This is a genomic window from Mycobacterium sp. NGS54 (genome assembly GCF_059812465.1).
Window position 1 is genome coordinate 590,404 of sequence record NZ_JCALCS010000006.1, and the last position, 22,096, is coordinate 612,499.

Sequence of the window (22,096 nt, forward strand, 5' to 3'; positions counted from 1 at the left end):
GTTTTCCGCCCTGACGTGACAGTCAATGCCAAGGATTCACACTCAGTGCGGTCCGGCGATCTCCTCGAGCATCTCGGTGACCAGCGCGGCGATTGGCGAGCGCTCGCTGCGCAGCAGCGTGATGTGGGCGAACAGGGGATGCCCCTTGAGCTTCTCGATCACCGCCGCGACCCCGTCGTGGCGGCCGACGCGCAGGTTGTCGCGCTGGGCGATGTCGTGGGTCAGCACCACCCGCGATCCCGTGCCCAACCGGGACAGCACGGTCAGCAGCACGTTGCGCTCCAGCGACTGCGCCTCGTCGACGATCACGAACGAGTCGTGCAGCGAGCGGCCTCGGATGTGGGTCAGCGGCAGCACCTCGAGCATGCCCCGGGACAGCACCTCCTCGAGCACCGCCGGGCTGGCCAGGCCCTCGAGGGTGTCGAACACGGCCTGCGCCCACGGGCCCATCTTTTCGCTCTCGCTGCCGGGCAGGTAGCCCAACTCCTGGCCGCCGACCGCATACAGCGGACGGAAGACCACCACCTTGCGGTGAGTGCGCCGTTCGAGCACCGCCTCGAGGCCCGCGCACAGCGCCAGCGCCGACTTGCCGGTGCCGGCCTTGCCGCCCAGCGACACGATGCCCACCGACTCGTCCAGCAGCAGGTCCAGCGCCACCCGCTGCTCGGCGGAACGCCCGCGCAGCCCGAACACCTCGCGGTCGCCGCGAACCAACTGGACGCGTTTTGCCGCGTTGACCCGCCCGAGCGCGTGAGAGCTGCCGCCCAACAGCCGAATCCCGGTGTGGCAGGGCAGGTCTCTGGCTTCGACCAGATCGATCTCACCGTCGGCGTAGAGCGCGTCGATGTCGTCGGTGCCGGTCTCGATCTCCTGCATCCCCGACCAACCGGAGACGATGACGTCCTGCGCGTGGTACTCGTCGGCGGCCAGGCCCACCGCTGCGGCCTTCACCCGCAGCGGAATGTCCTTGCTGACCAACGTAACTCGCTTGCCCTCGGCGGCGAGGTTGGCGGCGCAGCTAAGGATCCGCGAGTCGTTGCTGTCGGTGCGAAAGCCGGCGGGCAGCACCGACGGGTCGGTGTGATTCAGTTCGACGTGAAGCGTGCCGCCTTGTGTCCCAACGGAAATCGGCTGATCCAGCCGTCCGTGCTCGAGCCGAAGATCATCGAACAGGCGCAACGCCTGACGGGCGAACCAGCCCAGTTCGTGGTGGTGGCGTTTGGCCTCCAGCTCGCTGATCACCACCAGCGGCACCACCACCTCGTGTTCGGCGAACCGGCTGCACGCCCACGGGTCGGACAGCAGCACGGAGGTGTCGAGCACATAGGTCCGGAGATCGGTCACGAAGCGCTCCTCGAGCGGGTAAGCCCGCGCGGACCCGCACAGGCATGTCGGCGGGAGCCGCAGCACCAGGACCGGGGCCGGTCCTGCCCTTCTCGTGACGGGAGGTGCCGCCCTGGCAGCAGATCTTGTCGCTGGCCATCGGGAACGACGCTACTCTCGTGGCCGCTTCGGCGCCGCGCAGGCGCGCCGAGACCGACACGGGGACACCAAAAACCGGCCGCGGGCCGCGGCCGGCTCGGGTGACGTTCGGCTTAACTTATGACGAACTGCTGCAGCGCGGGTTCGCCCGCCACGCCCCATTCGGTGATGCGGTCGGAGATCGCCTGCCGTAGGTCCTGCGGGGTGAATATGCCCGCGTCCGCGACGTTTCGCACCTTGTCCGCGTAGGCATCGATGTCGGCGCCCACCGTCTGCAGGTCGGCCGCCCGCGCGGCGATCGCGGCGATGGTCTCGTCGCGGGTGTAGGAGAGGCAGTGCGCGACGAGGCTGGCGAACATGTGCTCGTGGCGCTCTTCGTCCCTGCGGATCCGGTCGATGAGGCCGGCCAGGACGGGCTCCTCGATCGCGGCCGCCAGGTTGCGGCAGTAGACCGCGTGCGTGCGCTCGGTGAGCGCCATGTAGACGAGGGTTTCGACTTGCGAGTAGGTGTCGCCGCGGTAGCCCTTCATCACGTACTGGACGCGGGCCTCCTCGTTGGCGGTCGGGTCGACCTCCCGGGTCACCACCAGGTATTCGCGCAGCGCGATGGCGTGCAGGTGCTCCTCGGCGGTCCACCGGCCCAGCCAGCGGCCCCACCACTCCTCGAGGATGAAGTGCTCGACGAGCTCGCGGTGGTGTGCGGCGAGGTTGTCCTTGAGCAGCAGCAGGATCTCGCAGGCGTCGGTGATGGTCCTCGGCAGGGTGGTCTGAGACGGATCCCAGTCGCGTCCGCCCAGGAACGCGAAGTTCTCGCCCTGCTCGAAGGGCACGTAGTCGTGGGCGAACCACAGGTCCTCGGTGTTGAGGTGGTGGTCCATGAGCCGCTCGACCACGGGCTCGAGTTCGAGGGTCAGCGTGTTAGGAACAGGTTTCTGTGCCATGCGGTTACTGTAACTTCTAGGAACAGGTTCTGTGAAATTGTTGGGGCGTGTCGCCGCCGAATGGTGACTTTGGTCCCTAACCCGCTCAGCGGTCGACGAGCGTCCAGTTCTCCAGGCCCTCGTAGAGCGGGAAATCCCTGGCCAGGCGCGTCACCCGTTGCCGCAGCGCCGAGACGTCCGCGGCAGTCCCGGCCGCGAGCGCGGTGGCGATGATGTCGGCGACCTCGGTGAATTCGGCGTCCCCGAAACCGCGGGTGGCCAGCGCCGGCGTGCCCACCCGCAGCCCCGACGTCACCATCGGGGGCCGGGGGTCGTTCGGGACCGCGTTGCGGTTGACGGTGATGCCGATCTCGTGCAGCAGGTCCTCGGCGGCCTTGCCGTCGAGCGGCGAGTCGCGCAGGTCGACCAGCACCAGGTGCACGTCGGTGCCGCCGCTGACCACCGAGACGCCGGCCTTGGCGACGTCGGCCGCCAGCAGCCGGTCGGCGACGATGCGCGCCCCGGACAGCGTGCGCTGCTGGCGGTCGGCGAACTCGGGCGTGGTGGCGATCTTGAGCGCGACCGCCTTGCCCGCGATGACGTGCATCAGCGGCCCGCCCTGCTGGCCCGGGAACACCGCCGAGTTGATCGCCTTGGCGTACTCCTGCTTGCCCAGGATCATGCCGGAACGGGCACCGCCCAGCGTCTTGTGCACGGTCGTGGACACCACGTCAGCATGCGGCACCGGCGTCGGGTGCAGGCCCGCGGCGACGAGCCCGGCGAAGTGCGCCATGTCCACCCACAGCTTGGCGTCGACCTCGTCGGCGATCGAGGCGAACGCGGCGAAGTCGAGGATCCGCGGGTACGCCGACCAGCCGGCGATGATGACCTTGGGGCGGAACTCGAGCGCCCGGGCCCGCACGACGTCCATGTCGACCAGATGCGTCTTCGGGTCCACGCCGTAGAAGCCGGCCTCGTACAGCTTTCCGGAGAAGTTCAGCTTCATCCCGTGGGTGAGGTGGCCGCCGTTGGCCAGGTCCAGGCCGAGCAGGTGTTCCCCGGGTGACATCAGCGCGTGCAGCACGGCGGCGTTGGCCTGCGCCCCGGAATGCGGCTGGACGTTGGCGAACTCGGCGCCAAACAACGCCTTGGCCCGGTCGCGGGCGATGTTCTCCACGACATCGACGTGCTCGCATCCGCCGTAGTAGCGCCGACCGGGCAGTCCCTCGGCGTACTTGTTGGTCAGGACGCTGCCCTGGGCCTGCAGCACCGAGCGGGGCACGAAGTTCTCGGAGGCGATCATCTCCAGCGTGTCGCGTTGCCGGTGCAGTTCCTTGTCCAGCAACTCGGCGATGTCGGGGTCGACCTCGGCGAGCGGGGCCGACATCACAGAAGAGGCGGTACGGGCGTCGGGTGCGGCAGTCACGGCCGCCAGTCTATCCGCGGCGCTTTTCGCCAGCCCAGCCGTCGGGCGCGCGTTTGCCCCTGCCACACTTGAGCACTATGCCGCGGCCTAGCGAGCCGAGCCCTTATGTGGAGTTCGACCGAAAACAGTGGCGTGCGCTTCGCATGTCGACGCCGCTGGCCCTCACCGAAGAGGAACTGGTCGGGCTGCGCGGTCTCGGTGAGCAGATCGACCTGCTGGAGGTCGAAGAGGTCTACCTGCCGTTGGCCCGGTTGATCCACCTTCAGGTCGCCGCGCGCCAGCGGCTGTTCGCCGCCACCGCGGAGTTCCTCGGGGAACCGCAACAGAATCCGGACCGGCCGGTGCCATTCGTCATCGGCGTGGCGGGCAGCGTGGCCGTCGGCAAATCGACGACGGCCCGCGTGCTGCAGGCGCTGCTGGCCCGCTGGGATCCCCACCCCCGGGTGGACCTGGTGACAACCGACGGTTTCCTGTACCCGAATGCCGAGCTTGATCGGCGAAACCTGATGCACCGCAAGGGTTTTCCGGAAAGCTACAACCGCCGGGCGCTGATGCGATTCGTGACGTCGGTCAAGTCCGGCGCGGATTACGCGTGCGCGCCGGTGTATTCGCACCTGAAGTACGACATCATCCCGGGGGCCAAGCACGTCGTCCGCCACCCCGACATCCTGATCCTCGAGGGCCTCAACGTCCTGCAGACCGGTCCGACCCTGATGGTGTCGGACCTGTTCGACTTCTCGCTCTATGTGGACGCCCGGATCGAGGACATCGAGCAGTGGTACGTGTCGCGGTTCCTGTCGCTGCGCACCACGGCGTTCGCCGACCCGGAGTCACACTTCCACCACTATTCGGCGCTGAACGACACCAAGGCGGTCGCCGCCGCCCGCGAGATCTGGCGGTCGATCAACCGGCCGAACCTGGTCGAGAACATCCTGCCGACCCGGCCCCGCGCGACCCTGGTGCTGCGCAAGGACGCCGACCACTCCATCAATCGGCTGCGCCTGCGCAAGCTGTAGCGCGGGTGCCGGGCCGGAGGCGCGGACAAGTTAGGCCGCGAGGCGACGCACTCCCAGGTACTGCAGACCGGCGAACGCCGCGGTGTAAACGCCGGTCGCCAGCGTCGCGGCCACCCCGGTTGCGGTCAACATCGGCACTGCCTCGGCGGCCACGATCGCGGCCAGCGTGAAGACGACGTTGGCCACGACGATGCCGTTCCCGACGCGGCGCAGGTCCGGCGCCGCGGCGAGGCTGAACACGACGAGGCCGGCGAGCACGAAGAACGCGCCGATTGCGTACTCCTGGCCGGACGTGAGCCCGGTCAGCGACGAGATCGGGTCGGCGAAGAAGGCGACGGCCAAGCCGCACAGCCCCGTCAACGTGGCGTCGGCGCGCATGGCGAAACGCAGCAGCGAGTCGTTCGAGTCGTACAGGGGGCGGGTTGGGAGACCAGAAACGGCGGTCATGTGATTACTCCTAGCGATGGCGGAGGGGGTCGATCTGGTTTGAGCGTGCCGCCAGAGCACTGCCATATCGATGCGTGGCGCTGCCAACTGCTGCCACGGATACAAAGACCAGGTGTTTCTTCGGGCTATTCCCGGTTGTCCTAAATTGCCCGGCCCTCGACAACGCTGAACGGCGATGCCGTTTCGACCACCCGCGTCATTTCGAAGCCGGCCCGGCTCAGCAGTCGGCCGTATTCGGCGGCCGAGCGCTCCCGGGCGTCGAGCGCCATCAGCATTTCCAGGTCCAGCCAGTTGCCCAGGTATTCACGATTGTGCTTGGGAATGATGAGCTCCACGAGCAGGACGTTCTTGCCGGTGCCCGCCGCGGCGCGCACGTTGCGAAGGATGTGCACGGCGTCCTCGTCGGGCCAGTCGTGAATCACGTTCTTGAGGATGTAAGCGTCGCCGCCGTCGGGTACCGAGTCGAAAAACGATCCTTCGACAATCCGGACGCGGTCGTCGACGCCATGCTCGGACAGGGTGGCCGGGGCCCCCGCCACGACCTCGGGCCGGTCGAAGAGGATCCCGCGGGCCCGTGGAGCGGCGCCGAGGATGGCGGCCAGTAGCCGGCCGTGCCCACCGCCGACGTCGGCGATGGTCGCGAAGCGGCCGAAGTCGTAGCCGGCGATCAACGGTGCGATGGCAAGTTCGGATCCGCTGGTCATCGCCTGATTGAAAATTTCGCCGAGTTCGGGCTCGCCGGCCAGGTATTCGAACGTGGGCTTTCCGCGCAGTTCGGGAATGACGGCCCGGCCGGTGCGGATCGCGTCGGTGAAGTGGCTCCAGTGCTCGCGGTGCTGGGGCGAACCCAGCCAGCGGGCCCACCCGGCGACCGATACCTCCGCATCCCGGCGAAGCGCGTCGGCGAGCGGGGTGAGGTCGTAGCGGCCGTCGCGACGTTGCCGAAAGATGCCGCGCGCGATCAGTGCCCGCAGCAGTCGGCGCAGGGCGTCGGCGTCGGCGCCGACGGCCGTGGCGAGATCGTCGGCCGACAAGGGTCCTTTGGCGAGCGCGTCGGCGATGCCCAGATCGGCGGCCGCGGTGATGGCCTGGGCGGCCCACCCGTCGACGACCATCTCCATCACCGAGATCGGCGCCGGGACCAGGCGTCGGTGCAGTTGAGCGATTCGATGTCGGACGAGCTCTATGGCCCGCACGACCCTGACAGGCGGAACGTTCGACGCCATCTGACTTCCTCCCTGGCTTTCAGACCTCTGTCCGCCTATTCGACGCCGCGGGCGGGAATGACGGATTTTCGTGCCCCCGGCGCCGCGACACATAAGCGGCTGGGGCCGTGACTAGTCGCTAGGGACCGGCACCCGCCCGCGCAGATCCGCGGCGATGAGCCGGGCGGCGGCGTTTTGCCAGTTGTGCAGAGAACGCTGCGGTACCTCGGTGACCAGCCACTGCCAGGCCTGCCGGGCGGTGGGATCCAGGCCGGCCGCGGTGGCGTTCTGCGCGTATGCGCGCACCCCGACGACGTACGGGAAGTAGAGCGAGTTGTAGTAGCGCCACTCCTCGGTGGTTCCGAAATCGCCCGCGTCGCGGGGTTTGAGCCGGGCGATGCCGTCGGCCAGAACGGCCTTGAGCTCGTTGGCCCGCTCCACCGGGTGATCGGGGGCGCCGCGCGCGGCCAGTCGCTCGTCGATCACGGGCAGCGCGGTCAGCGGGCTGGCGACGAGCTTGGTCAGGTCGGCGTAGTGGCCCAGCGCGCGGCGGGTGAGCCGGGCAAAGGTGTCGTCATCGATGTGCTGGAGCTCCTTGCGGGGATCGACCGAACGCAGCGGCAGCGCCGCCCCGGTGTGGCGCAACGCGGCCCGGTCGGCGCGCAGCGTGGGTGACCTGGAGAACGCAAGCCGGTCCAGCACGCCGGCCAGCGGGTCGGCCAGCACCTGCACCGCGATCGCGATCGCAAGCGTGCTGAACAGCAGCACCGTCAGCACGGTCTGCGCGGTGGGCTCCCCGCGGGTCAGCGCCAGGCCGATCAGCGCCTGGCCGCCGAACAGCACCGCCACCGCCATCGAACCGGCGAACGAGCGCAGCATGTCGGCGCGCAGCGCCTGGCCCTCGTCGAAGGCGTCCCACAGCGCCACCGCCACCCCGAGCGTCAGGACGTCGCACCCCGTCGACGCCAGGGCCAGCCAGCTCGGCACGATGCCCAGCGGGATGATCAGGATGGCGTTGGCCAGCGCGAAGAACAGCGTCGCCACGACCACGACGCCCACGACCGAGGTCGGCTGGGCGGGCCGCCGCACCGCGAAGACCATCGCCCCCAACGTGGACGTCGAGATGACCGCCATCATCAGCAGGTGACCCGGCCGCAGCGGCCCTTCGACGCTGCCGGCCAGCGCCGCGCCGAGCAGGATGAGTGCGCCGACACCGCCGACGAGCAGCAACTCACCGGTGCGCGCCCGCCAGCGGTCGCCCGGCCGGGACAGCTCGACGAGCACCGCGAACCACGCCACGCTGGGCACGGCGGCCAGATAGATCTCGAGCCGGCTGAGCAGCGCGAGGTGGCCGACGCCGGCCGTGCGCACCGCGTCCAGCGCGACCACCAGCGCGAAACCGCACAGCCCGATCGCCGCCAGCGCGAGCACCGGCTTCCGCGGATCGCGGGCCAGCAGATACAACCCCAGCCACCCGCTCAGCGTGAACACCACCGCCGACAGCGCAGCCATGCATCCAGTGTGGCACGGGTTACTTCCCGTACCTCCGATGCCGTTGGCTGTAGTCACGCAGCGCGCGCAGGAAATCGACGCGGCGGAACGCGGGCCAGTGCGCCTCGGTGAACCACATCTCCGAATAGGCGCTCTGCCAGAGCAAAAACCCCGACAGCCGCTGTTCCCCCGAGGTGCGGATCACCAGGTCGGGGTCGGGTTGCCCTGAGGTGTAAAGGTTTTCGGAGATGCCGTCAACGGTCACCGCGTCGATGAGCTCCTCGGCGGTGGCTCCGTTGGCGAGCTCCTTGTTCAGCAGCGCCCGCACCGCGTCGACGATCTCCCGGCGCCCGCCGTAGCCGACGGCGACGTTGACGTGGAACGGCGCGACCGCCGGCGTCGACTCCACCGCGTCGCGCAGCCGGCGGGCCTGGTCCTCGCCGATCAGCCCGAGGTCCCCGACCGTGCGCACGCTCCAGTGATTGGCCGGGGCGCAGATCTCCTCGACCACGTCGGTGATGATCTCGATGAGGCCGGCCAGCTCGTCGGGATCGCGTTGCAGGTTTTCGGTGGACAGCAGGTACACGGTCGTCATCTCGATGCCGGCCTCTTGGCACCAGCGCAGCATCTCGGCGATCTTGACCGCACCCATCCGGTAGCCGTAGCTGACATCGTCGTAACCGGCGTTGCGCGCCCAGCGCCGGTTCCCGTCGCACAGCACCGCGATGTGGCGGGGAAGTTCGGATTTGGTGGCCGCCAGACCCTGCCTCAGCCGCAGCTCGTAGACGCGGTACAACGGCTCCTTGAGCCGCGGCGGGATGATCTCCACGAAGCTCCACCCTACTGTGAGCGACACCAAAATCCGGTTTGGATTTGCGCAAGCCCACCGCACGTCCAACACCGGGCCGTGATCATTCGCGGTTACTGTTGCTTCTAATGGCCGCAAGGCGAGGCAACAGGGAGACATGAGCAGCAAAACCAGCACGCCCACCAACCCGGAGCCCGAGGCGATCGCGCCTGGCAATCCCGTCGAACAGCTCGTCGAGGGTGCCGCCGGGGCCGTTTCCAAGCCCCGTATGCGCGGCTGGATTCACTTCTACTCCGCATGGCTGGCGGTCGTCTGCGGCGCGAGCCTGGTGTCGGTGTCGTGGGCGGTGGCATCCACCCGGGCCGGGCTGACGACGTTCGCCTACGCCCTGGCCACCGTGGCCATGTTCGCGGTCAGCGCCACCTACCACCGCGTCAACTGGAAATCCGACAAGAGCCGCAACCTGATGAAGCGGCTCGACCATTCGATGATCTTCCTGTTCATCGCCGGCAGCTACACACCGTTCGCGATGCTGGCGATGCCGCCCGCCGACGGGCGAACCGTGTTGTGGATCGTGTGGGGCGGGGCGCTGGCCGGCATCGTGCTGAAGGTGTGCTGGCCGACGGCGCCGCGCTGGGTGGGCGTGCCGCTGTACCTGCTGCTGGGCTGGGTGGCGGTCTGGTACGCGCCGACGATCATCCACGTCGCCGGGGTGGCCGCGATGGTGCTCCTCGCCGTCGGTGGCGCGTTCTACAGCATCGGCGGGCTGCTCTACGGGCTGCGCTGGCCCGACCCGTGGCCGAAGACGTTCGGCTACCACGAGTTCTTCCACGCCTTCACCGCGATCGCGGCGATCCTGCACTACATCGCCATGTGGTTCGCGGTCTTCTACGTCGGCAACCCGGCCTGACGGCCCGCGCTAAAGCTGCGTGACGTCGGCAGCCGACCAGTAGGCCTTCATCGCGGTGACCTTGCCGCGGTCGTCGAACACCATGACGTCGATCGGCTCGATCACCATCCGGTGCTCCCCCGCGGTGACGGTCAGGCGGAACTGGAACGCCGCCTCGTTGCCGGCCACCCGCAGTGACACCAACTCGCATTCGCGCTGCATGTCGTTGACCGCGGAGTAGAAGCCGTGGATCGCCTGGCGGCCGATGTGCACCTCGCCCCCGACCGGATCCTCGACGGTCGCGTCGTCGGCGTACAACTCCACCAGGTCGTCGGCGCTGCCCTTGGCGACGAGCTCGATGTAGCGGTTGACGGTGTCCGTGATCGCGTGGACCCGGTCCGAGGCGTTTGGCATGGGACGCAGGGTAGCCTCCCGGCTACCCTCCCGAAACATCCAGGGCCGCCGCCAGTTCGGCCGCCCCGGTCACCGGCAGGTCGCAGAGCCGGCCGCGGCACACGTACGCCGCGTCGGCGCCGCCGACCCGGTCCCGGCCGACCAGCGGCGCCGACGAATCCTTCTCGCCGCCCACCACGATCGCCCCGCCGGGCGCCAGCCGGCGCGCCTCGGCCAGCAGCGGGGACCGCTCGGGTCTTGAAGGGTCGCAGGCGACCGCGATCTGCAGCGGCCCGCGGACCGCAGCTTCGGCGACGGCCAGCCAGTGCCCGGCCGACCGCGGGGCGCGCTCCAGCAGCAGCGAATGCGCCGCGAGGGCGTCACCCGCGGCCCGCAGGTACCGTTCCGCGCGTTCCCCGTCGACGAGGTGCGCCGCGGTCAGCAACGCTTCGGTGATCGACGACGCGCCCGACGGCGTGGCGCCGTCCAGCGGGTCGGCGGGCCGCAGCACCAACCGCTCGGCGTCGTCGGCGGTGTCGAACCAGCGGCCCGGCTGCTCAGGGTCGGCGAAGCGGCGCAGCGCCGTGTCAAGCAGGTCGCTGGCCGTCGTCAGCCACGACTCCTCGGCCGTCAGCTGATACAGCGCGAGCAGGCCGGTGGCAAGCATCGCGTGATCCTCCAGGATGCCGGGGCTGTCGCCGACCACCCCGCCCAGGCTGGCGCGCCGCAACCGACCGTCGACGACGTGCAGGCCCAGCAGCGAAAGCGCGCAACGCCTTGCGGCAGCGGCCAATTCGGGTTCGTCCAGCGCCACGCTTGCCTCGGCCAGCGCGGTGATCGCCAGGCCGTTCCACGACGTGACGACCTTGTCGTCGCGACCGGGCTGCGCCCGGGTAAGCCGCGCGGCCAGCAGCGCGGCGCGGACCCGTTCGGCCCGCCGCGGGTCGTCCGGGTCGGCGGGCAACTGCAGCACCGAGCTGCCGTGTTCGAAGGTGCCGGACGGGGTGACCGCGAAAAGCTCTGCCGCCCAAGGGCCGTCGTCGGCGCCGAGAGCCTCCGTCAGCTGCGCCGGCGTCCATACATACGTGGAACCCTCACGGCCGTCGGCGTCGGCGTCCAGCGACGAGACGAACATGTCACCGTCGGTCAGGTCGCCGAGCAGGAACCCCGCGGTCTGGGCGGCGACTCGGCGCGCCAGCGGGTCGCCGGTGCGCCGCGCCCAATGCGCGTACGCGCGCAGCAGCAACGCGTTGTCGTACAGCATCTTCTCGAAATGCGGTACCACCCAGGCGTTGTCGACGCTGTAGCGGGCGAAGCCGCCCGCGAGTTGGTCGTAGATGCCGCCGCGGGCCATCGCGTTGGCCGTGCGCGCGACCGCCTCCAACGCCGCCGGCGACGCGGTGCGCTCGTGATTGCGCAGCAGCGCCTCGAGAATCGCCGACGGCGGGAACTTGGGGGCGCCCCCGAACCCGCCATGGACCAGGTCCTGGTCGCCGAGCACGGAGGCGACGGCGTGGTCGCACAGCTGCGGCGCCACGTCCGGGCCACCACCGGGCAGGCCACCGGCCATCTTGCGCAACTCATCGGCGATGTGGTCCGAGGCCTCCTCGACCTCGCCGCGACGGTCCCGCCAGGTGGCCGATACGGCCGAAAGAAGTTGCAGGAAACCGTCTTTGGGGTAGTACGTGCCGCAGAAGAAGGGTCGGCCGTCCGGCGTCAGGAAACACGTCATAGGCCATCCGCCGTGCCCGGTGAGCGCGACGGTGGCGTTCATGTACACCGCGTCGATGTCGGGCCGCTCCTCGCGGTCGACCTTGATGCAGACGAATCCCGCGTTCATCACCGCGGCCACCTGGTCGTCCTCGAACGATTCGTGGGCCATGACATGACACCAGTGGCAGGCGGCGTAGCCGATGGAGAGCAGGATCGGCACGTCGCGCGCCGCCGCGTCCGCCAGCGCCTGCGGCGTCCACTGCTGCCAATGCACCGGGTTGTCGGCGTGCTGGCGCAGATACGGGCTGGTGGCCAGGCCGAGGGTGTTGGTTGCGGCGGATTCAGCCGGGCTCATCACCGGGTCCTGGGGCCCGTGTCGGCCCGTTCGCCGGGCCGGACTCCTCGCCGACCGTGTCGGTGCCCTCGTCGGCGGCCTGATCGGGCTCGGGGTGCTCCGGGTCGAATGTCTTCGGAACCTTTTTCAGCTGCCGGCTCATCGACCGCAACAGGAACAGCGTCGCGATCACCAGCAGCACGACCACGAGCAGCCCGACCGGGCTGGCCTTGCCGAAGTCGGGCCCATGGTTGTGCGGGCCGTCGGCGATCACCCGGAGGAGATGGTGCGTCACCCGTCGTCCTCGATTCCGGCGAACAGGTGGTCCTCGGGCAGCTTGACCGGCACACGCGAGCGGGCCAGCTCGAATTCCTCGGTCGGCCAGAGCCGCTGCTGCCATTCGATGGGAGCGGCGAAGAATTCGGCGTTCGGGTCGATCTGCGTGGCGTGCGCGCGCAGGGCGTCGTCGCGCTGGCTGAAATACGCCGAGCACTCGACCCGCGTCGTCACCCGAGACTCGAACGGGTCGTGCTCGGGATCCCAGTGCTTGAGCCACTTTTGGAACGGGCCCTCCTGGCCGCGCTTGACGAATTCGTCGTGCAGCAGCTGCATCCGTGCCCGCAGGAAGCCGTGGTTGTAATACAGCTTGGACACCGCCCACGGCTCGCCCGCGTCCGGGAAGCGGGCATAGTCGGCGGCGGCCTCGAACGCGCCGACCGAAACCTGGTGGCAGCGAATGTGGTCGGGGTGCGGGTAGCCGCCGTTCTCGTCGTAGGTGGTCATCACGTGGGGGCGGAACTCGCGGACCACGCGCACCAGCGCCTCGACGGATTCCTCCAGCGGCGCCAGCGCGAAGCAGCCCTCGGGCAGCGGGGGCGGCGGATCGCCCTGGGGCAGGCCGGAGTCGACGAAGCCCAGCCAGGTGTGCTCCACGCCGAGGATCTCCGCCGCCTTCGCCATCTCGTCACGGCGGATTTCGGCCATGTGCTCCAGCACGTCGGGCAGGTCCATCGCCGGGTTGAGAATCTCGCCGCGCTCGCCCCCGGTCAGCGTGACCACCAATACCCGGTGACCCTCATCGGCGTAGCGGGCCAGGGTGGCCGCACCCTTGCTCGACTCGTCGTCGGGGTGGGCGTGCACCGCCATCAACCGCAGTTCGCTCACGTGCCCCCTTCTCCGAGTCGGTTCGCTGGTCGCCCCTGAAGGGCTAGAAGTGCTAGAAGCGACCTTATAATTCCAGTTCCGATCGTTGCATCCCGCCGGCCGGCGGCCGGCAGCCCAACAACCCAGGCATACCCAGGCATGACCGAAACCTCCCTTCCGCGCCCCGAGGCCCGCTACGGCCGGTCGCGACTGTCGCGCGTGTCCCGCCGCCGGGTGGCCATCGGTCTGGCCGTGCTAGTCGTCGCCGTGGGCGTCGTCGTCGCCGTCGTCGGCTACCAGCGGCTGGGGACCAGCGACGTCACGGGCTCGCTGGCCGGCTACCAGGTGATCGACGACGAGACGGCGTCGGTAACGATCAGCGTGACGCGATCCGACCCGTCGCGCCCGGTTGATTGCATCGTGCGGGTCCGGGCCAAGGACGGCAGCGAGACCGGCAGACGCGAGGTGCTGGTGCCGCCGTCCGACCAGGCCACCGTTCAGGTGACGACGACGCTGAAATCGGTCCGGCCGCCGGTGATGGCCGACATCTACGGCTGCGGGGCCGATGTGCCCGGCTACCTGCGTCCGGCCTGACCGCGCGATCAAGACCAACGACGAATATTGAGTCATCATCTGTTTGCGCGGTGGTAACATGGATGAATGCACGGTTCCCGTAGGGACCGTGTATTGCTGCATTAAAGGCCGTCGGAAGAACGGAGCGGCGGTAGGCGGGGCGGGACCCGGATACCCCCGGCAGCGGGGTGCAAAAACTTGCGCGAATACGCGAAACGAGAAAGAAATACGAGGACGACGAGATGACGGATACTCAGGTGACCTGGTTGACCCAGGAGTCACATGACCGACTCAAGGCCGAGCTCGACCAGTTGATCGCGAATCGTCCGGTCATCGCCGCGGAAATCAACGACCGCCGCGAAGAGGGTGACCTGCGCGAGAACGGCGGCTACCACGCCGCCCGCGAAGAGCAGGGTCAGCAGGAGGCCCGCATCCGCCAATTGCAGGATCTGCTCAACAACGCCAAAGTCGGCGAGGCGCCCAAGCAGTCCGGCGTCGCGCTGCCCGGCTCGGTGGTCAAGGTCTACTACAACGGCGACAAGTCCGACAGCGAGACCTTCTTGATCGCCACCCGCCAGGAGGGCGTCAACGACGGCAAGCTCGAGGTGTACTCGCCCAACTCACCGCTGGGCGGCGCCCTGATCGACGCCAAGGTCGGCGAGACCCGCAGCTACACGGTGCCCAACGGCAACACCGTCGAGGTCACCCTGGTCAGCGCGGAGCCCTACCACTCCTGATTTCCTCTGACGGTGTTCGCCGGGCCCTGCCCGGCCACCAGACGCAAAATCGCACTCAACCCGCCTTCGGCGTGCGATTTTGCGTCTGGTGGCGGTACTCAGCCTAGGGCCTGCTCGAGGTCGGCCAGCAGGTCGGCGACGTCCTCGATGCCGACCGAAAGCCGCACCAGGTCGTCGGGCACTTCCAGTTGCGAACCGGCGGTCGACGCGTGCGTCATCGCGCTGGGCAGCTCGATCAGCGACTCCACCCCACCCAGCGACTCGGCCAGGATGAACACCTCGGTTCGCGCACACAGCTCCTCGGCGGCCCGCCGGCCCCCGCGCATGCGCACCGAGACCATGCCGCCGAAGCCGCGCATCTGGCGCGCGGCGATTTCGTGGCCGGGGTGGCCGGGCAGGCCCGGATACAGCACCGCACTCACGGCAGGATGTCCGGCGAGGAATTCCGCTACTGCGCAAGCGTTTTCGCCGTGCCGCTGCATCCGCAGCACCAGGGTCTTCAGGCCGCGCATCGTCAGGTAGGCGTCGAACGGGCCGGGTACTGCGCCGGCCCCGTTCTGCAGGAACGCGAACGCGTCGTCCAGGTCCTGATCGTTGGTGATCAGCGCGCCGCCCACCACGTCGGAGTGCCCGCCGATGTATTTCGTCGTCGAGTGCAACACCACGTCGGCGCCCAACGTCAACGGCTGCTGCAGCGCTGGCGACGCAAAGGTGTTGTCCACCAATACCTTTGCCGAGTGTTGCCGGCCCAGTTCCGCGATCCCGGCGATGTCGGCGATGGTCAGCAACGGGTTGGTTGGCGTTTCGACCCAGATCAGCCGGGTCCGCGCGGTGATCGCGCCCGCGACGGCGTCCAGGTCGGACAGCGCCACCGGCGTGTACTGGACGTTCCACTTGGTGAACACCTTGTCGATCAGCCGGAAGATGCCGCCGTAGGCGTCGTTGGGAATGACGACGTGGTCGCCGGGCCGCAGCATCGCGCGCAGGGCGCAGTCGGTGGCGGCCATCCCGGAGGCGAACGCGCGCGCGAAGGCGCCCTCCTCGACCGCCGCCAGCGAGGCCTCGAGCGCTGCCCGGGTCGGGTTGCCGGTGCGCGCGTACTCGAATCCGCCGCGCAGGCCGCCGACACCGTCCTGGGCGAACGTGCTGCTGGCGTAGATCGGGGCGTTCACCGCCCCGGTTGCCGGATCGGGGCGGTAGCCGGCGTGGATCGCCTTGGTGGCCAATCCGTTGAACTTGTGGTCTCCGCTACGGTCCTCGCTCATCGCCGACCAGCCTAGTGACGCCACCGCGGCACCGTCCCGCCGACCGAAGGCCGCCCGGATTCAGGCCGCGGCGCCCTCTTCGATCGGCAGGCACACCGTCGTCATGATCTTGTCCGCCAACGTTTGCCGCTTGGCGTCCCACAGCGGGAACAGGTAGCCGATGTAGCAGATGATCTGGTCGACGAAGTGCGCGATCTGGCGCACCACCGACATCCCGAAACCGATCGGCTGGCCGGTGACCTCGCTGACCACCTTGAACTTCATCACCGACTTGCCAATGCTCGAGCCCGTGGTGCCCTGGCGGTAGCCATAGTTCCAGACCAGGTAGGCCACCGCGGCCAGCCACGCCAACCAGAACGCCATCGTGCCGATGGCGCTGGGCTGGTTCACGCAGTACTGGTTGACGCTGTACTGGGTGATGTCGCTGACGCACGACTGTTGCGTGGTAAGCGCCTGAATGATCGCGCCGATGCCCACCAGGACGCCGGCCGGGATGTTGTCGATCAGGAACGCCAGCACCCGGGTGACCCACGGCGTGTAGGACTCCGTCGGCAGTGCGCGGATCGCCGGTCCGGGCGGGGGCGGCGCGTATCCGCCCGACGACGGGGGCGGCGGCGGGTAGGAACCGCCCGGCGGGGGCGGCGGAGGGGGTTCTTGGCCGCCAGCCCCAGGGGGCGGTTGATAGGAGTCGCCGGGCGACGGTTGATCGGACATGGGCAACCCTCCACTGCGTTAGCTGAACCAAGCCGAATTACAGTACCTGCCGGGCTCGCTGAGCGGTATATGCGAGATTTGCGGCATCCACGCGCGGCCCGCGCCGCTAACGCCGGACCGTCGATGCGCGGGGCGGCTCCGACAGGAATCCCAACACGTCGTGGCGGGTGATCACGCCCACCGGTTTGCCCTTCTCCACCACCATCAACGCGTCCCAGTCGCGCAGCGCCTTGCCCGCGGCGCTGACCAGCTCACCGGCGCCGATCATCGGCAGCGGCGGGCTCATGTGCAGCGCGACGGCGTCGGCCAGCTTGGCCCGGCCCTCGAAGACGGCGGACAGGAGCTCGCGCTCGGAAACGCTGCCCGCGACCTCCCCCGCCATCACGGGAGGCTCGGCGCCGACCACCGGCATCTGCGACACCCCGTACTCGCGCAGGATGCCGATGGCGTCGCGCACCGTCTCGGACGGATGGGTGTGCACCAGGTCGGGTAGCTCGCCGGATTTGCGGCGCAGCACATCGCCGACGCTGAACTCCTCGGTGGACCCGTCGAGGCGGCCGCGCAGGAACCCGTACGACGACATCCAGGCGTCGTTGAAGATCTTCGCCATGTAGCCCCGCCCGCCGTCGGGCAGGAGGACCACCACCAGCGCGTCGGGTCCGGCCTCCTCGGCCACCTTGAGCGCGGCGACCACCGCCATCCCGCACGACCCGCCGACCAGCATCGCCTCCTCGCGGGCCAGCCGCCGGGTCATGTTGAACGAGTCGGAGTCCGACACCGCGATGATCTGGTCCGGCACCGTGCGGTCATAGGCGTCCGGCCAGAAGTCCTCGCCGACGCCCTCCACCAGGTAGGGCCGACCGGTGCCGCCCGAGTACACCGAGCCCTCCGGGTCGGCGCCGATGACCTTGACCCGCCCGCCGGACACCTCCTTGAGGTAGCGGCCCGCGCCGGTGATCGTCCCGCCGGTGCCGATGCCGGCGACGAAATGGGTGATCTTGCCGTCGGTGTCGGCCCAAATCTCCGGGCCGGTGGTGGCGTAGTGACTGGCCGGTCCCTCCGGGTTGGCGTACTGGTCGGGCTTCCAGGCCCCGTCGATTTCGCGGGTCAGCCGGTCGGAGACGCTGTAGTAGCTGTCCGGGTGGTCGGGCGGCACCGCCGTGGGGCACACGACCACCTCCGCGCCGTAGGCGAGCAGCACGTTGCGCTTGTCCTCGCCGACCTTGTCGGGGCAGACGAACACGCACTTGTATCCGCGCCGCTGAGCCACCAGCGCGAGGCCGACGCCGGTGTTGCCCGACGTGGGTTCCACGATGGTGCCCCCGGGCTTGAGCTGCCCGCTGGCCTCGGCGGCGTCGATCATCTTCACCGCGATCCGGTCCTTCGAGCTGCCGCCGGGGTTGAGGTATTCGACCTTGGCCGCGACGGTGCCGGCGCCGTCGGGAATGACGGAGTTCAGCCGAACCAGCGGGGTTCCACCGATGAGGTCACTGATGTGCTGCGCGATCCGCATGCGTTCATGGTCTCAGGCGCTTTCGAGAGGCGCACACTCGCTAGCCGGTGGCCTCGCGGATGTAGTCGCCGATCTGGCGCAGCGAACGAATCGCCTCCGGAACCAGCGGCGCGGCCAGCTGGAAGTCGTGGACCTGGCCGGGCCAGACCCGCACCTCGGCCGGCACACCGACGGCCGCCAACCGCGACGCCGCAAGCTGCGCGTCGTGCAGCAACACCTCGGATCCGGAAACGTGGATGAGCGTCCGCGGCAGGCCCGGCTTGATGTGCTCCAACGGCTCGTAAATCTCTTCCGGTTTGCCGTCGACGATGTTCTTTTCGGCGGCGCTAGCAACCAACGCGACGAGCGCGTCGAACGCGTTCGCGGGGAACATCGCGTCGCTCTTGATGTTGGGGTGCGCCTGCTTGCATTCCTTTGCTAGCTGCAGCAGTGGCGAGATCGCCACCAGGGCCGCCGGCATGTCCGAATCCCCGTGTGCCTCCTGCTGCAGGCGTTGCGCCAGGGCCAGCGCGAGGTACCCGCCCGCCGAGTCACCGGCCAGCACGATCTGGTCCGGCTCGAAGCCGCGCTCGCGCAACCATTGGTAGGCGTCGTGACAGTCGTCCAGGGCCATCCCGACCGAGTGCTTGGGCAACAGCCGGTAGTTGACGACCAGCACCGGCGAGTCAGCAAACTTCGACAGCGTCTCGACCAGCCGGCCGTGGGAGTTTGCTCCACAGGTCAAAAACGCGCCGCCGTGCAAGTAGACGATCACCCGGCGGGTGCCGTCCGCGGGCAACACTCCGGGGGCGCGCACGAGCTGCGCGGAAGCATTGGGCAAGTTCACCGTCTCGCGGACGGTGGCGGAAACCGGGAGCAGGACCCGGGCCGCGACGTCGATCAAACCCCACGGCCACGGCAGGTTGGGAACGTGGCTGCCGACGGCCAGCACCGGCCGGATCGTCAGCCGGGACGCGACGTTAGCTACCCGCGCAGCAACGCTGGGACCGGACTCGAGTACCTCGACCGGTGCGCCGTCGCTGATGGCAAATCTGCGTGCCTCAACTCTACGTCGCTTGAGGACCTCATGTGGCCGAACGGTATTCCGGGGGGAACCGGATACCTTGCTAGGTGCGGTCATGCTCAACACTTCCTACGCCGTTGTAGTCCGATACAGCATGTGACGAGGCGGCCAAGCGTCCGGTTCAGCCCGCTTTCCAGGGCGTTCAGCCAACCCTTGAAACTTAGCTTGACAGCCTTTGCTGGGTAGAACGTTTGAAGAATCTGATTTGATACCACATTTGATTCACAACGTGACCACATTGTTCACAAGCCGCCCGCGCAAACCCCGAAGCGGATCTAAACTGATTTCGTGACCATCCGGGTGCCGCGTCGTTCGACAATCGCCCTGGCCACAGCCGGTGCGCTCGCCTCGACGGGTACCGCCTATCTGGGCGCACGCAACCTGCTGGTCGGCCAGGCGGCGCACACGCGCACCATCATCCCGAAGGCCTGGGACATCCCACCGCGCGCCGACGGCGTGTACGGCCCCGGCGGCGGGCCCGTGCAGCGGTGGCAGCGCGGCATGCCCGTGGACGTGCACCTGATGATCTTCGGCGACTCCACGGCCACCGGGTACGGCTGCATGAGCGCCGAGGAAGTGCCCGGCGTGCTGATCGCGCGCGGACTGGCCGAGCGGGCGGGCAAGGCCGTCCGGCTGAGCACCAAGGCCATCGTCGGAGCCACGTCGAAGGGCGTCGCCGGTCAGGTCGACGCGATGTTCGTGGCCGGCCCGCCGCCGGACGTGGCCGTGATGATGCTGGGGGCCAACGACGTCACGGCCCTCAACGGCATCAGCCAATCGGCGCAACGGCTGGCCCTGACCGTGCGCAAGCTGCGCTCCCGCGGTGCGGTGGTGATCGTCGGCACCTGCCCCGATCTAGGGGTCGTAACCGCGATCCCGCAACCGCTTCGCTCGCTGGCGCACGCGCGGACTACGCAGCTGGCCCGCGCGCAGACGGCCGCCGTCCGCGGCGCCGGCGGCGTCCCGGTCGCGATGGCCCAGCTGCTGGCGCCCCGATTCCGGACCCAGCGCGAGGAGATGTTCTCCGCCGACGGGTTCCACCCCTCACCCACCGCGTACGCGCTGGCCGCCGAGGCGCTGCTGGTCGCGGTGTGCGACGCGCTGGGGATCGAGGTCGAGAGCCCGGCGCCGGACGTTCCCGTCGCCGCCGTCGCACCGAGGCTCGACGAGTCCCCCGCGCGGTTGACCCTCGTGACGCGGCTGTGGCGGCGCCCTGGGACCGCATCCCCCGCCCCGTCTGAGTCCCAGCCGGTCGCCACCGACTAGATTTGTTCTAGCCCGTCGGGGTGACAAAACACCCCTCTTACGAAGCGAGCCCGCATCCGCTGGAAGGAACAGCCATGCCCGAAGCCGTCATCGTCTCAGCCGCCCGCTCGCCGATCGGCCGCGCCATGAAGGGGTCGCTGGTGTCCATGCGGCCCGACGACCTGGCCGCCCAGATGGTGCGCGCCGCGCTCGACAAGGTGCCCGCGCTCAACCCGCACCAGATCGACGACCTCATCCTGGGCTGCGGCCTGCCGGGCGGCGAATCCGGCTTCAACATGGCGCGCGTCGTCGCCGTCGAGCTGGGCTATGACTTCCTGCCGGGGACCACGGTCAACCGGTACTGCTCGTCGTCGCTGCAGACCACGCGGATGGCGTTCCACGCGATCAAGGCGGGCGAGGGTGACGCGTTCATCTCGGCGGGCGTGGAGACGGTGTCGCGGTTCGCCAAGGGCAACTCCGACTCGTGGCCCGACACCAAGAACCCGCTGTTCGACGAGGCCCAGGAGCGTTCGTCGGCCGCCGCTGCGGGCGCCGACGAATGGCACGACCCCCGCGCCGACGGGAACCTGCCCGACGTCTACATCGCGATGGGCCAGACCGCCGAGAACGTCGCCATCCTCACCGGCATCAGCCGCGAGGAGCAGGACCGCTGGGGGGTGCGCAGCCAGAACCGCGCCGAGGAGGCCATCAAGAGCGGCTTCTTCGAGCGGGAAATCACCCCGGTGACCCTGCCCGACGGCACCACCGTCACTACCGACGACGGCCCGCGCGCCGGCACCACCTACGAGAAGATCAGCGAGCTCAAGCCCGTGTTCCGGCCCAACGGCACGGTTACCGCCGGCAACGCGTGCCCCCTGAACGACGGCGCGGCCGCACTGATCATCACCAGCGACACCAAGGCCAAGGAATTGGGCCTCACGCCGCTGGCCCGCATCGTGTCCACCGGGGTCAGCGGCCTCTCGCCGGAGATCATGGGCCTCGGGCCGATCGAGGCATGCAAGAAGGCGTTGGCCCGCGCCGGAATGTCGATCGGCGACATCGACCTTTACGAGATCAACGAGGCCTTCGCGGTGCAGGTGCTGGGCTCGGCACGCGAGCTGGGCATGGACGAGGACAAGCTGAACGTGTCCGGTGGGGCGATCGCCCTGGGACACCCGTTCGGCATGACCGGCGCGCGCATCGCCACCACGCTGCTCAACAACCTGCAGACCCACGACAAGACGCTGGGCCTGGAAACCATGTGTGTCGGCGGCGGCCAGGGCATGGCGATGGTGATCGAGCGGCTGAGCTAGCCGCGCCGAACCCCATCGGCAACGGCGTGCAGCTTGTCCGGGTTGGCCACGTTGTGGATGGTGACGATGCGCCCGTCTGCGTCCAGTTCGACTGTGAGCGTGGCGATCACGCGGCCCGCGGCCGAGAAGACGATACCCGGCCCGCCGTTGACGTCGACGACTTCGGCTGTCATGTCGGCGATCTCGACGCCTTCGTAGGGGCGCTTGGTGACCCCGGCGAGCCATGCGGCGACCTTGGCCATGCCCTCGACCGGGCGCAGCGCCTGGCGCACCTTTCCGCCGCCGTCCGTCCATAGCGTGACGTCGGGGGCGAGCAGTTGCATGAGATCGTTGATGTCTCCGCCGGTCGCCGCGGCGAAGAAGCGTTCGGTGACCGCGCGTTTCTTGCCGCGGTCGGCCTCGAACC

Annotated in this window: 22 protein-coding genes; 6 read left to right on the plus strand and 16 right to left on the minus strand. The window is 69.0% G+C overall.

Annotated elements, in window-relative coordinates:
- Positions 1-42: 42 nt before the first annotated feature.
- The 3 genes from phoH2 to glyA all read right to left on the minus strand — a co-directional run bounded on the left by phoH2 (position 43) and on the right by glyA (position 3,789).
- Complete coding sequence (gene phoH2, locus AC5Y5E_RS21960; RefSeq protein WP_066941045.1) at positions 43-1,344, minus strand: RNA 5'-3' helicase PhoH2; 1,302 nt, start codon at positions 1,342-1,344, stop codon at positions 43-45.
- A gap of 251 nt (positions 1,345-1,595) precedes the next feature.
- On the minus strand, positions 1,596-2,423 hold the full coding sequence (locus AC5Y5E_RS21965) for an acyl-ACP desaturase (RefSeq protein ID WP_499904966.1): 828 nt from the start codon (positions 2,421-2,423) through the stop codon (positions 1,596-1,598).
- Between the two features lie 85 nt (positions 2,424-2,508).
- Positions 2,509-3,789 (minus strand): serine hydroxymethyltransferase, encoded by a 1,281-nt coding sequence (glyA, locus tag AC5Y5E_RS21970; protein WP_499905052.1) that lies wholly within the window; start codon positions 3,787-3,789, stop codon positions 2,509-2,511.
- Between the two features lie 116 nt (positions 3,790-3,905).
- Here glyA and coaA point away from each other — a divergent pair, with 116 nt between their 5' ends.
- On the plus strand, positions 3,906-4,844 hold the full coding sequence (coaA, locus tag AC5Y5E_RS21975) for a type I pantothenate kinase (RefSeq protein ID WP_499883016.1): 939 nt from the start codon (positions 3,906-3,908) through the stop codon (positions 4,842-4,844).
- A gap of 30 nt (positions 4,845-4,874) precedes the next feature.
- Here the strand turns inward: coaA and AC5Y5E_RS21980 are convergent, their stop codons facing one another.
- The 4 genes from AC5Y5E_RS21980 to AC5Y5E_RS21995 all read right to left on the minus strand — a co-directional run bounded on the left by AC5Y5E_RS21980 (position 4,875) and on the right by AC5Y5E_RS21995 (position 8,816).
- Positions 4,875-5,291, minus strand: a complete 417-nt coding sequence (locus AC5Y5E_RS21980; protein WP_499904968.1) for a hypothetical protein — start codon at positions 5,289-5,291, stop codon at positions 4,875-4,877.
- Positions 5,292-5,431: 140 nt separating this feature from the next.
- Complete coding sequence (locus tag AC5Y5E_RS21985; RefSeq protein WP_499904970.1) at positions 5,432-6,517, minus strand: methyltransferase; 1,086 nt, start codon at positions 6,515-6,517, stop codon at positions 5,432-5,434.
- A gap of 111 nt (positions 6,518-6,628) precedes the next feature.
- Entirely contained in the window at positions 6,629-8,008 is a 1,380-nt protein-coding gene (locus AC5Y5E_RS21990) for a hypothetical protein (RefSeq protein WP_499904972.1), read from the minus strand.
- A gap of 19 nt (positions 8,009-8,027) precedes the next feature.
- Entirely contained in the window at positions 8,028-8,816 is a 789-nt protein-coding gene (locus AC5Y5E_RS21995) for a (2Z,6E)-farnesyl diphosphate synthase (RefSeq protein WP_499905054.1), read from the minus strand.
- Positions 8,817-8,952: 136 nt separating this feature from the next.
- Between AC5Y5E_RS21995 and trhA the strand changes: the two genes are divergently transcribed.
- The gene (gene trhA / locus AC5Y5E_RS22000) at positions 8,953-9,705 is read left to right on the plus strand and encodes a PAQR family membrane homeostasis protein TrhA (RefSeq protein ID WP_499904974.1); all 753 of its coding nucleotides are present in this window, start codon (positions 8,953-8,955) and stop codon (positions 9,703-9,705) included.
- 9 nt (positions 9,706-9,714) lie between these two features.
- On the opposite strand, the gene AC5Y5E_RS22005 is transcribed toward trhA, so the two are convergent.
- From AC5Y5E_RS22005 to mca, 4 genes are read right to left on the minus strand one after another with little or no spacing between them, the layout of a single operon-like run.
- Positions 9,715-10,098: a nuclear transport factor 2 family protein gene (locus AC5Y5E_RS22005; protein ID WP_499904976.1), complete on the minus strand. Its 384-nt coding sequence runs from the start codon at positions 10,096-10,098 to the stop codon at positions 9,715-9,717.
- 22 nt (positions 10,099-10,120) lie between these two features.
- Entirely contained in the window at positions 10,121-12,145 is a 2,025-nt protein-coding gene (locus AC5Y5E_RS22010) for a thioredoxin domain-containing protein (RefSeq protein WP_499904978.1), read from the minus strand.
- Positions 12,132-12,419, minus strand: coding sequence for a hypothetical protein (locus tag AC5Y5E_RS22015; RefSeq protein WP_499904979.1), 288 nt, complete (start codon positions 12,417-12,419; stop codon positions 12,132-12,134). The genes AC5Y5E_RS22010 and AC5Y5E_RS22015 overlap by 14 nt, the downstream gene beginning before the upstream one ends.
- On the minus strand, positions 12,416-13,288 hold the full coding sequence (gene mca / locus AC5Y5E_RS22020; protein WP_499904981.1) for a mycothiol conjugate amidase Mca: 873 nt from the start codon (positions 13,286-13,288) through the stop codon (positions 12,416-12,418). Before mca ends, AC5Y5E_RS22015 begins: the two co-directional genes overlap by 4 nt.
- Positions 13,289-13,426: 138 nt before the next feature.
- Between mca and AC5Y5E_RS22025 the strand changes: the two genes are divergently transcribed.
- Together AC5Y5E_RS22025 and greA are read left to right on the plus strand one after the other, a co-directional pair.
- Positions 13,427-13,861: a DUF4307 domain-containing protein gene (locus tag AC5Y5E_RS22025; RefSeq protein WP_499904983.1), complete on the plus strand. Its 435-nt coding sequence runs from the start codon at positions 13,427-13,429 to the stop codon at positions 13,859-13,861.
- A gap of 221 nt (positions 13,862-14,082) precedes the next feature.
- Entirely contained in the window at positions 14,083-14,577 is a 495-nt protein-coding gene (gene greA / locus AC5Y5E_RS22030; protein ID WP_067011431.1) for a transcription elongation factor GreA, read from the plus strand.
- Positions 14,578-14,675: 98 nt separating this feature from the next.
- Here greA and AC5Y5E_RS22035 read toward each other — a convergent pair whose 3' ends face one another.
- The 4 genes from AC5Y5E_RS22035 to AC5Y5E_RS22050 form a co-directional block, all read right to left on the minus strand.
- Positions 14,676-15,842: a cystathionine gamma-synthase gene (locus tag AC5Y5E_RS22035; RefSeq protein ID WP_499904984.1), complete on the minus strand. Its 1,167-nt coding sequence runs from the start codon at positions 15,840-15,842 to the stop codon at positions 14,676-14,678.
- A 60-nt stretch (positions 15,843-15,902) separates the two neighbouring features.
- Positions 15,903-16,556 (minus strand): RDD family protein, encoded by a 654-nt coding sequence (locus tag AC5Y5E_RS22040; protein ID WP_499904985.1) that lies wholly within the window; start codon positions 16,554-16,556, stop codon positions 15,903-15,905.
- A 106-nt stretch (positions 16,557-16,662) separates the two neighbouring features.
- Entirely contained in the window at positions 16,663-18,069 is a 1,407-nt protein-coding gene (locus AC5Y5E_RS22045) for a cystathionine beta-synthase (RefSeq protein ID WP_499904987.1), read from the minus strand.
- Between the two features lie 40 nt (positions 18,070-18,109).
- Entirely contained in the window at positions 18,110-19,189 is a 1,080-nt protein-coding gene (locus AC5Y5E_RS22050; protein ID WP_499904988.1) for an alpha/beta hydrolase, read from the minus strand.
- A gap of 243 nt (positions 19,190-19,432) precedes the next feature.
- On the opposite strand from AC5Y5E_RS22050, the gene AC5Y5E_RS22055 reads away from it, so the two are divergent.
- Entirely contained in the window at positions 19,433-20,398 is a 966-nt protein-coding gene (locus AC5Y5E_RS22055; RefSeq protein WP_499905055.1) for an SGNH/GDSL hydrolase family protein, read from the plus strand.
- 74 nt (positions 20,399-20,472) lie between these two features.
- Positions 20,473-21,690 (plus strand): acetyl-CoA C-acetyltransferase, encoded by a 1,218-nt coding sequence (locus AC5Y5E_RS22060; RefSeq protein WP_499904989.1) that lies wholly within the window; start codon positions 20,473-20,475, stop codon positions 21,688-21,690.
- On the opposite strand, the gene AC5Y5E_RS22065 is transcribed toward AC5Y5E_RS22060, so the two are convergent.
- A partial coding sequence (locus tag AC5Y5E_RS22065; protein ID WP_499904991.1) for a nuclear transport factor 2 family protein occupies positions 21,687-22,096 on the minus strand: 410 nt, incomplete at its 5' end. The genes AC5Y5E_RS22060 and AC5Y5E_RS22065 overlap by 4 nt on opposite strands.

What these genes read in the sequence shown, in the direction of transcription:
- AC5Y5E_RS21965 (WP_499904966.1), bottom strand. Translation starts at nt 2,423, where the DNA reads ATGGCACAGAAACCTGTTCCTAACACGCTGACCCTCGAACTCGAGCCC.
- glyA (WP_499905052.1), bottom strand. Translation starts at nt 3,789, where the DNA reads ATGTCGGCCCCGCTCGCCGAGGTCGACCCCGACATCGCCGAGTTGCTG.
- coaA (WP_499883016.1), top strand. Translation starts at nt 3,906, where the DNA reads ATGCCGCGGCCTAGCGAGCCGAGCCCTTATGTGGAGTTCGACCGAAAA.
- AC5Y5E_RS21980 (WP_499904968.1), bottom strand. Translation starts at nt 5,291, where the DNA reads ATGACCGCCGTTTCTGGTCTCCCAACCCGCCCCCTGTACGACTCGAAC.
- AC5Y5E_RS21985 (WP_499904970.1), bottom strand. Translation starts at nt 6,517, where the DNA reads ATGGCGTCGAACGTTCCGCCTGTCAGGGTCGTGCGGGCCATAGAGCTC.
- AC5Y5E_RS21990 (WP_499904972.1), bottom strand. Translation starts at nt 8,008, where the DNA reads ATGGCTGCGCTGTCGGCGGTGGTGTTCACGCTGAGCGGGTGGCTGGGG.
- trhA (WP_499904974.1), top strand. Translation starts at nt 8,953, where the DNA reads ATGAGCAGCAAAACCAGCACGCCCACCAACCCGGAGCCCGAGGCGATC.
- AC5Y5E_RS22005 (WP_499904976.1), bottom strand. Translation starts at nt 10,098, where the DNA reads ATGCCAAACGCCTCGGACCGGGTCCACGCGATCACGGACACCGTCAAC.
- AC5Y5E_RS22010 (WP_499904978.1), bottom strand. Translation starts at nt 12,145, where the DNA reads ATGAGCCCGGCTGAATCCGCCGCAACCAACACCCTCGGCCTGGCCACC.
- AC5Y5E_RS22025 (WP_499904983.1), top strand. Translation starts at nt 13,427, where the DNA reads ATGACCGAAACCTCCCTTCCGCGCCCCGAGGCCCGCTACGGCCGGTCG.
- greA (WP_067011431.1), top strand. Translation starts at nt 14,083, where the DNA reads ATGACGGATACTCAGGTGACCTGGTTGACCCAGGAGTCACATGACCGA.
- AC5Y5E_RS22035 (WP_499904984.1), bottom strand. Translation starts at nt 15,842, where the DNA reads ATGAGCGAGGACCGTAGCGGAGACCACAAGTTCAACGGATTGGCCACC.
- AC5Y5E_RS22040 (WP_499904985.1), bottom strand. Translation starts at nt 16,556, where the DNA reads ATGTCCGATCAACCGTCGCCCGGCGACTCCTATCAACCGCCCCCTGGG.
- AC5Y5E_RS22045 (WP_499904987.1), bottom strand. Translation starts at nt 18,069, where the DNA reads ATGCGGATCGCGCAGCACATCAGTGACCTCATCGGTGGAACCCCGCTG.
- AC5Y5E_RS22050 (WP_499904988.1), bottom strand. Translation starts at nt 19,189, where the DNA reads ATGACCGCACCTAGCAAGGTATCCGGTTCCCCCCGGAATACCGTTCGG.
- AC5Y5E_RS22060 (WP_499904989.1), top strand. Translation starts at nt 20,473, where the DNA reads ATGCCCGAAGCCGTCATCGTCTCAGCCGCCCGCTCGCCGATCGGCCGC.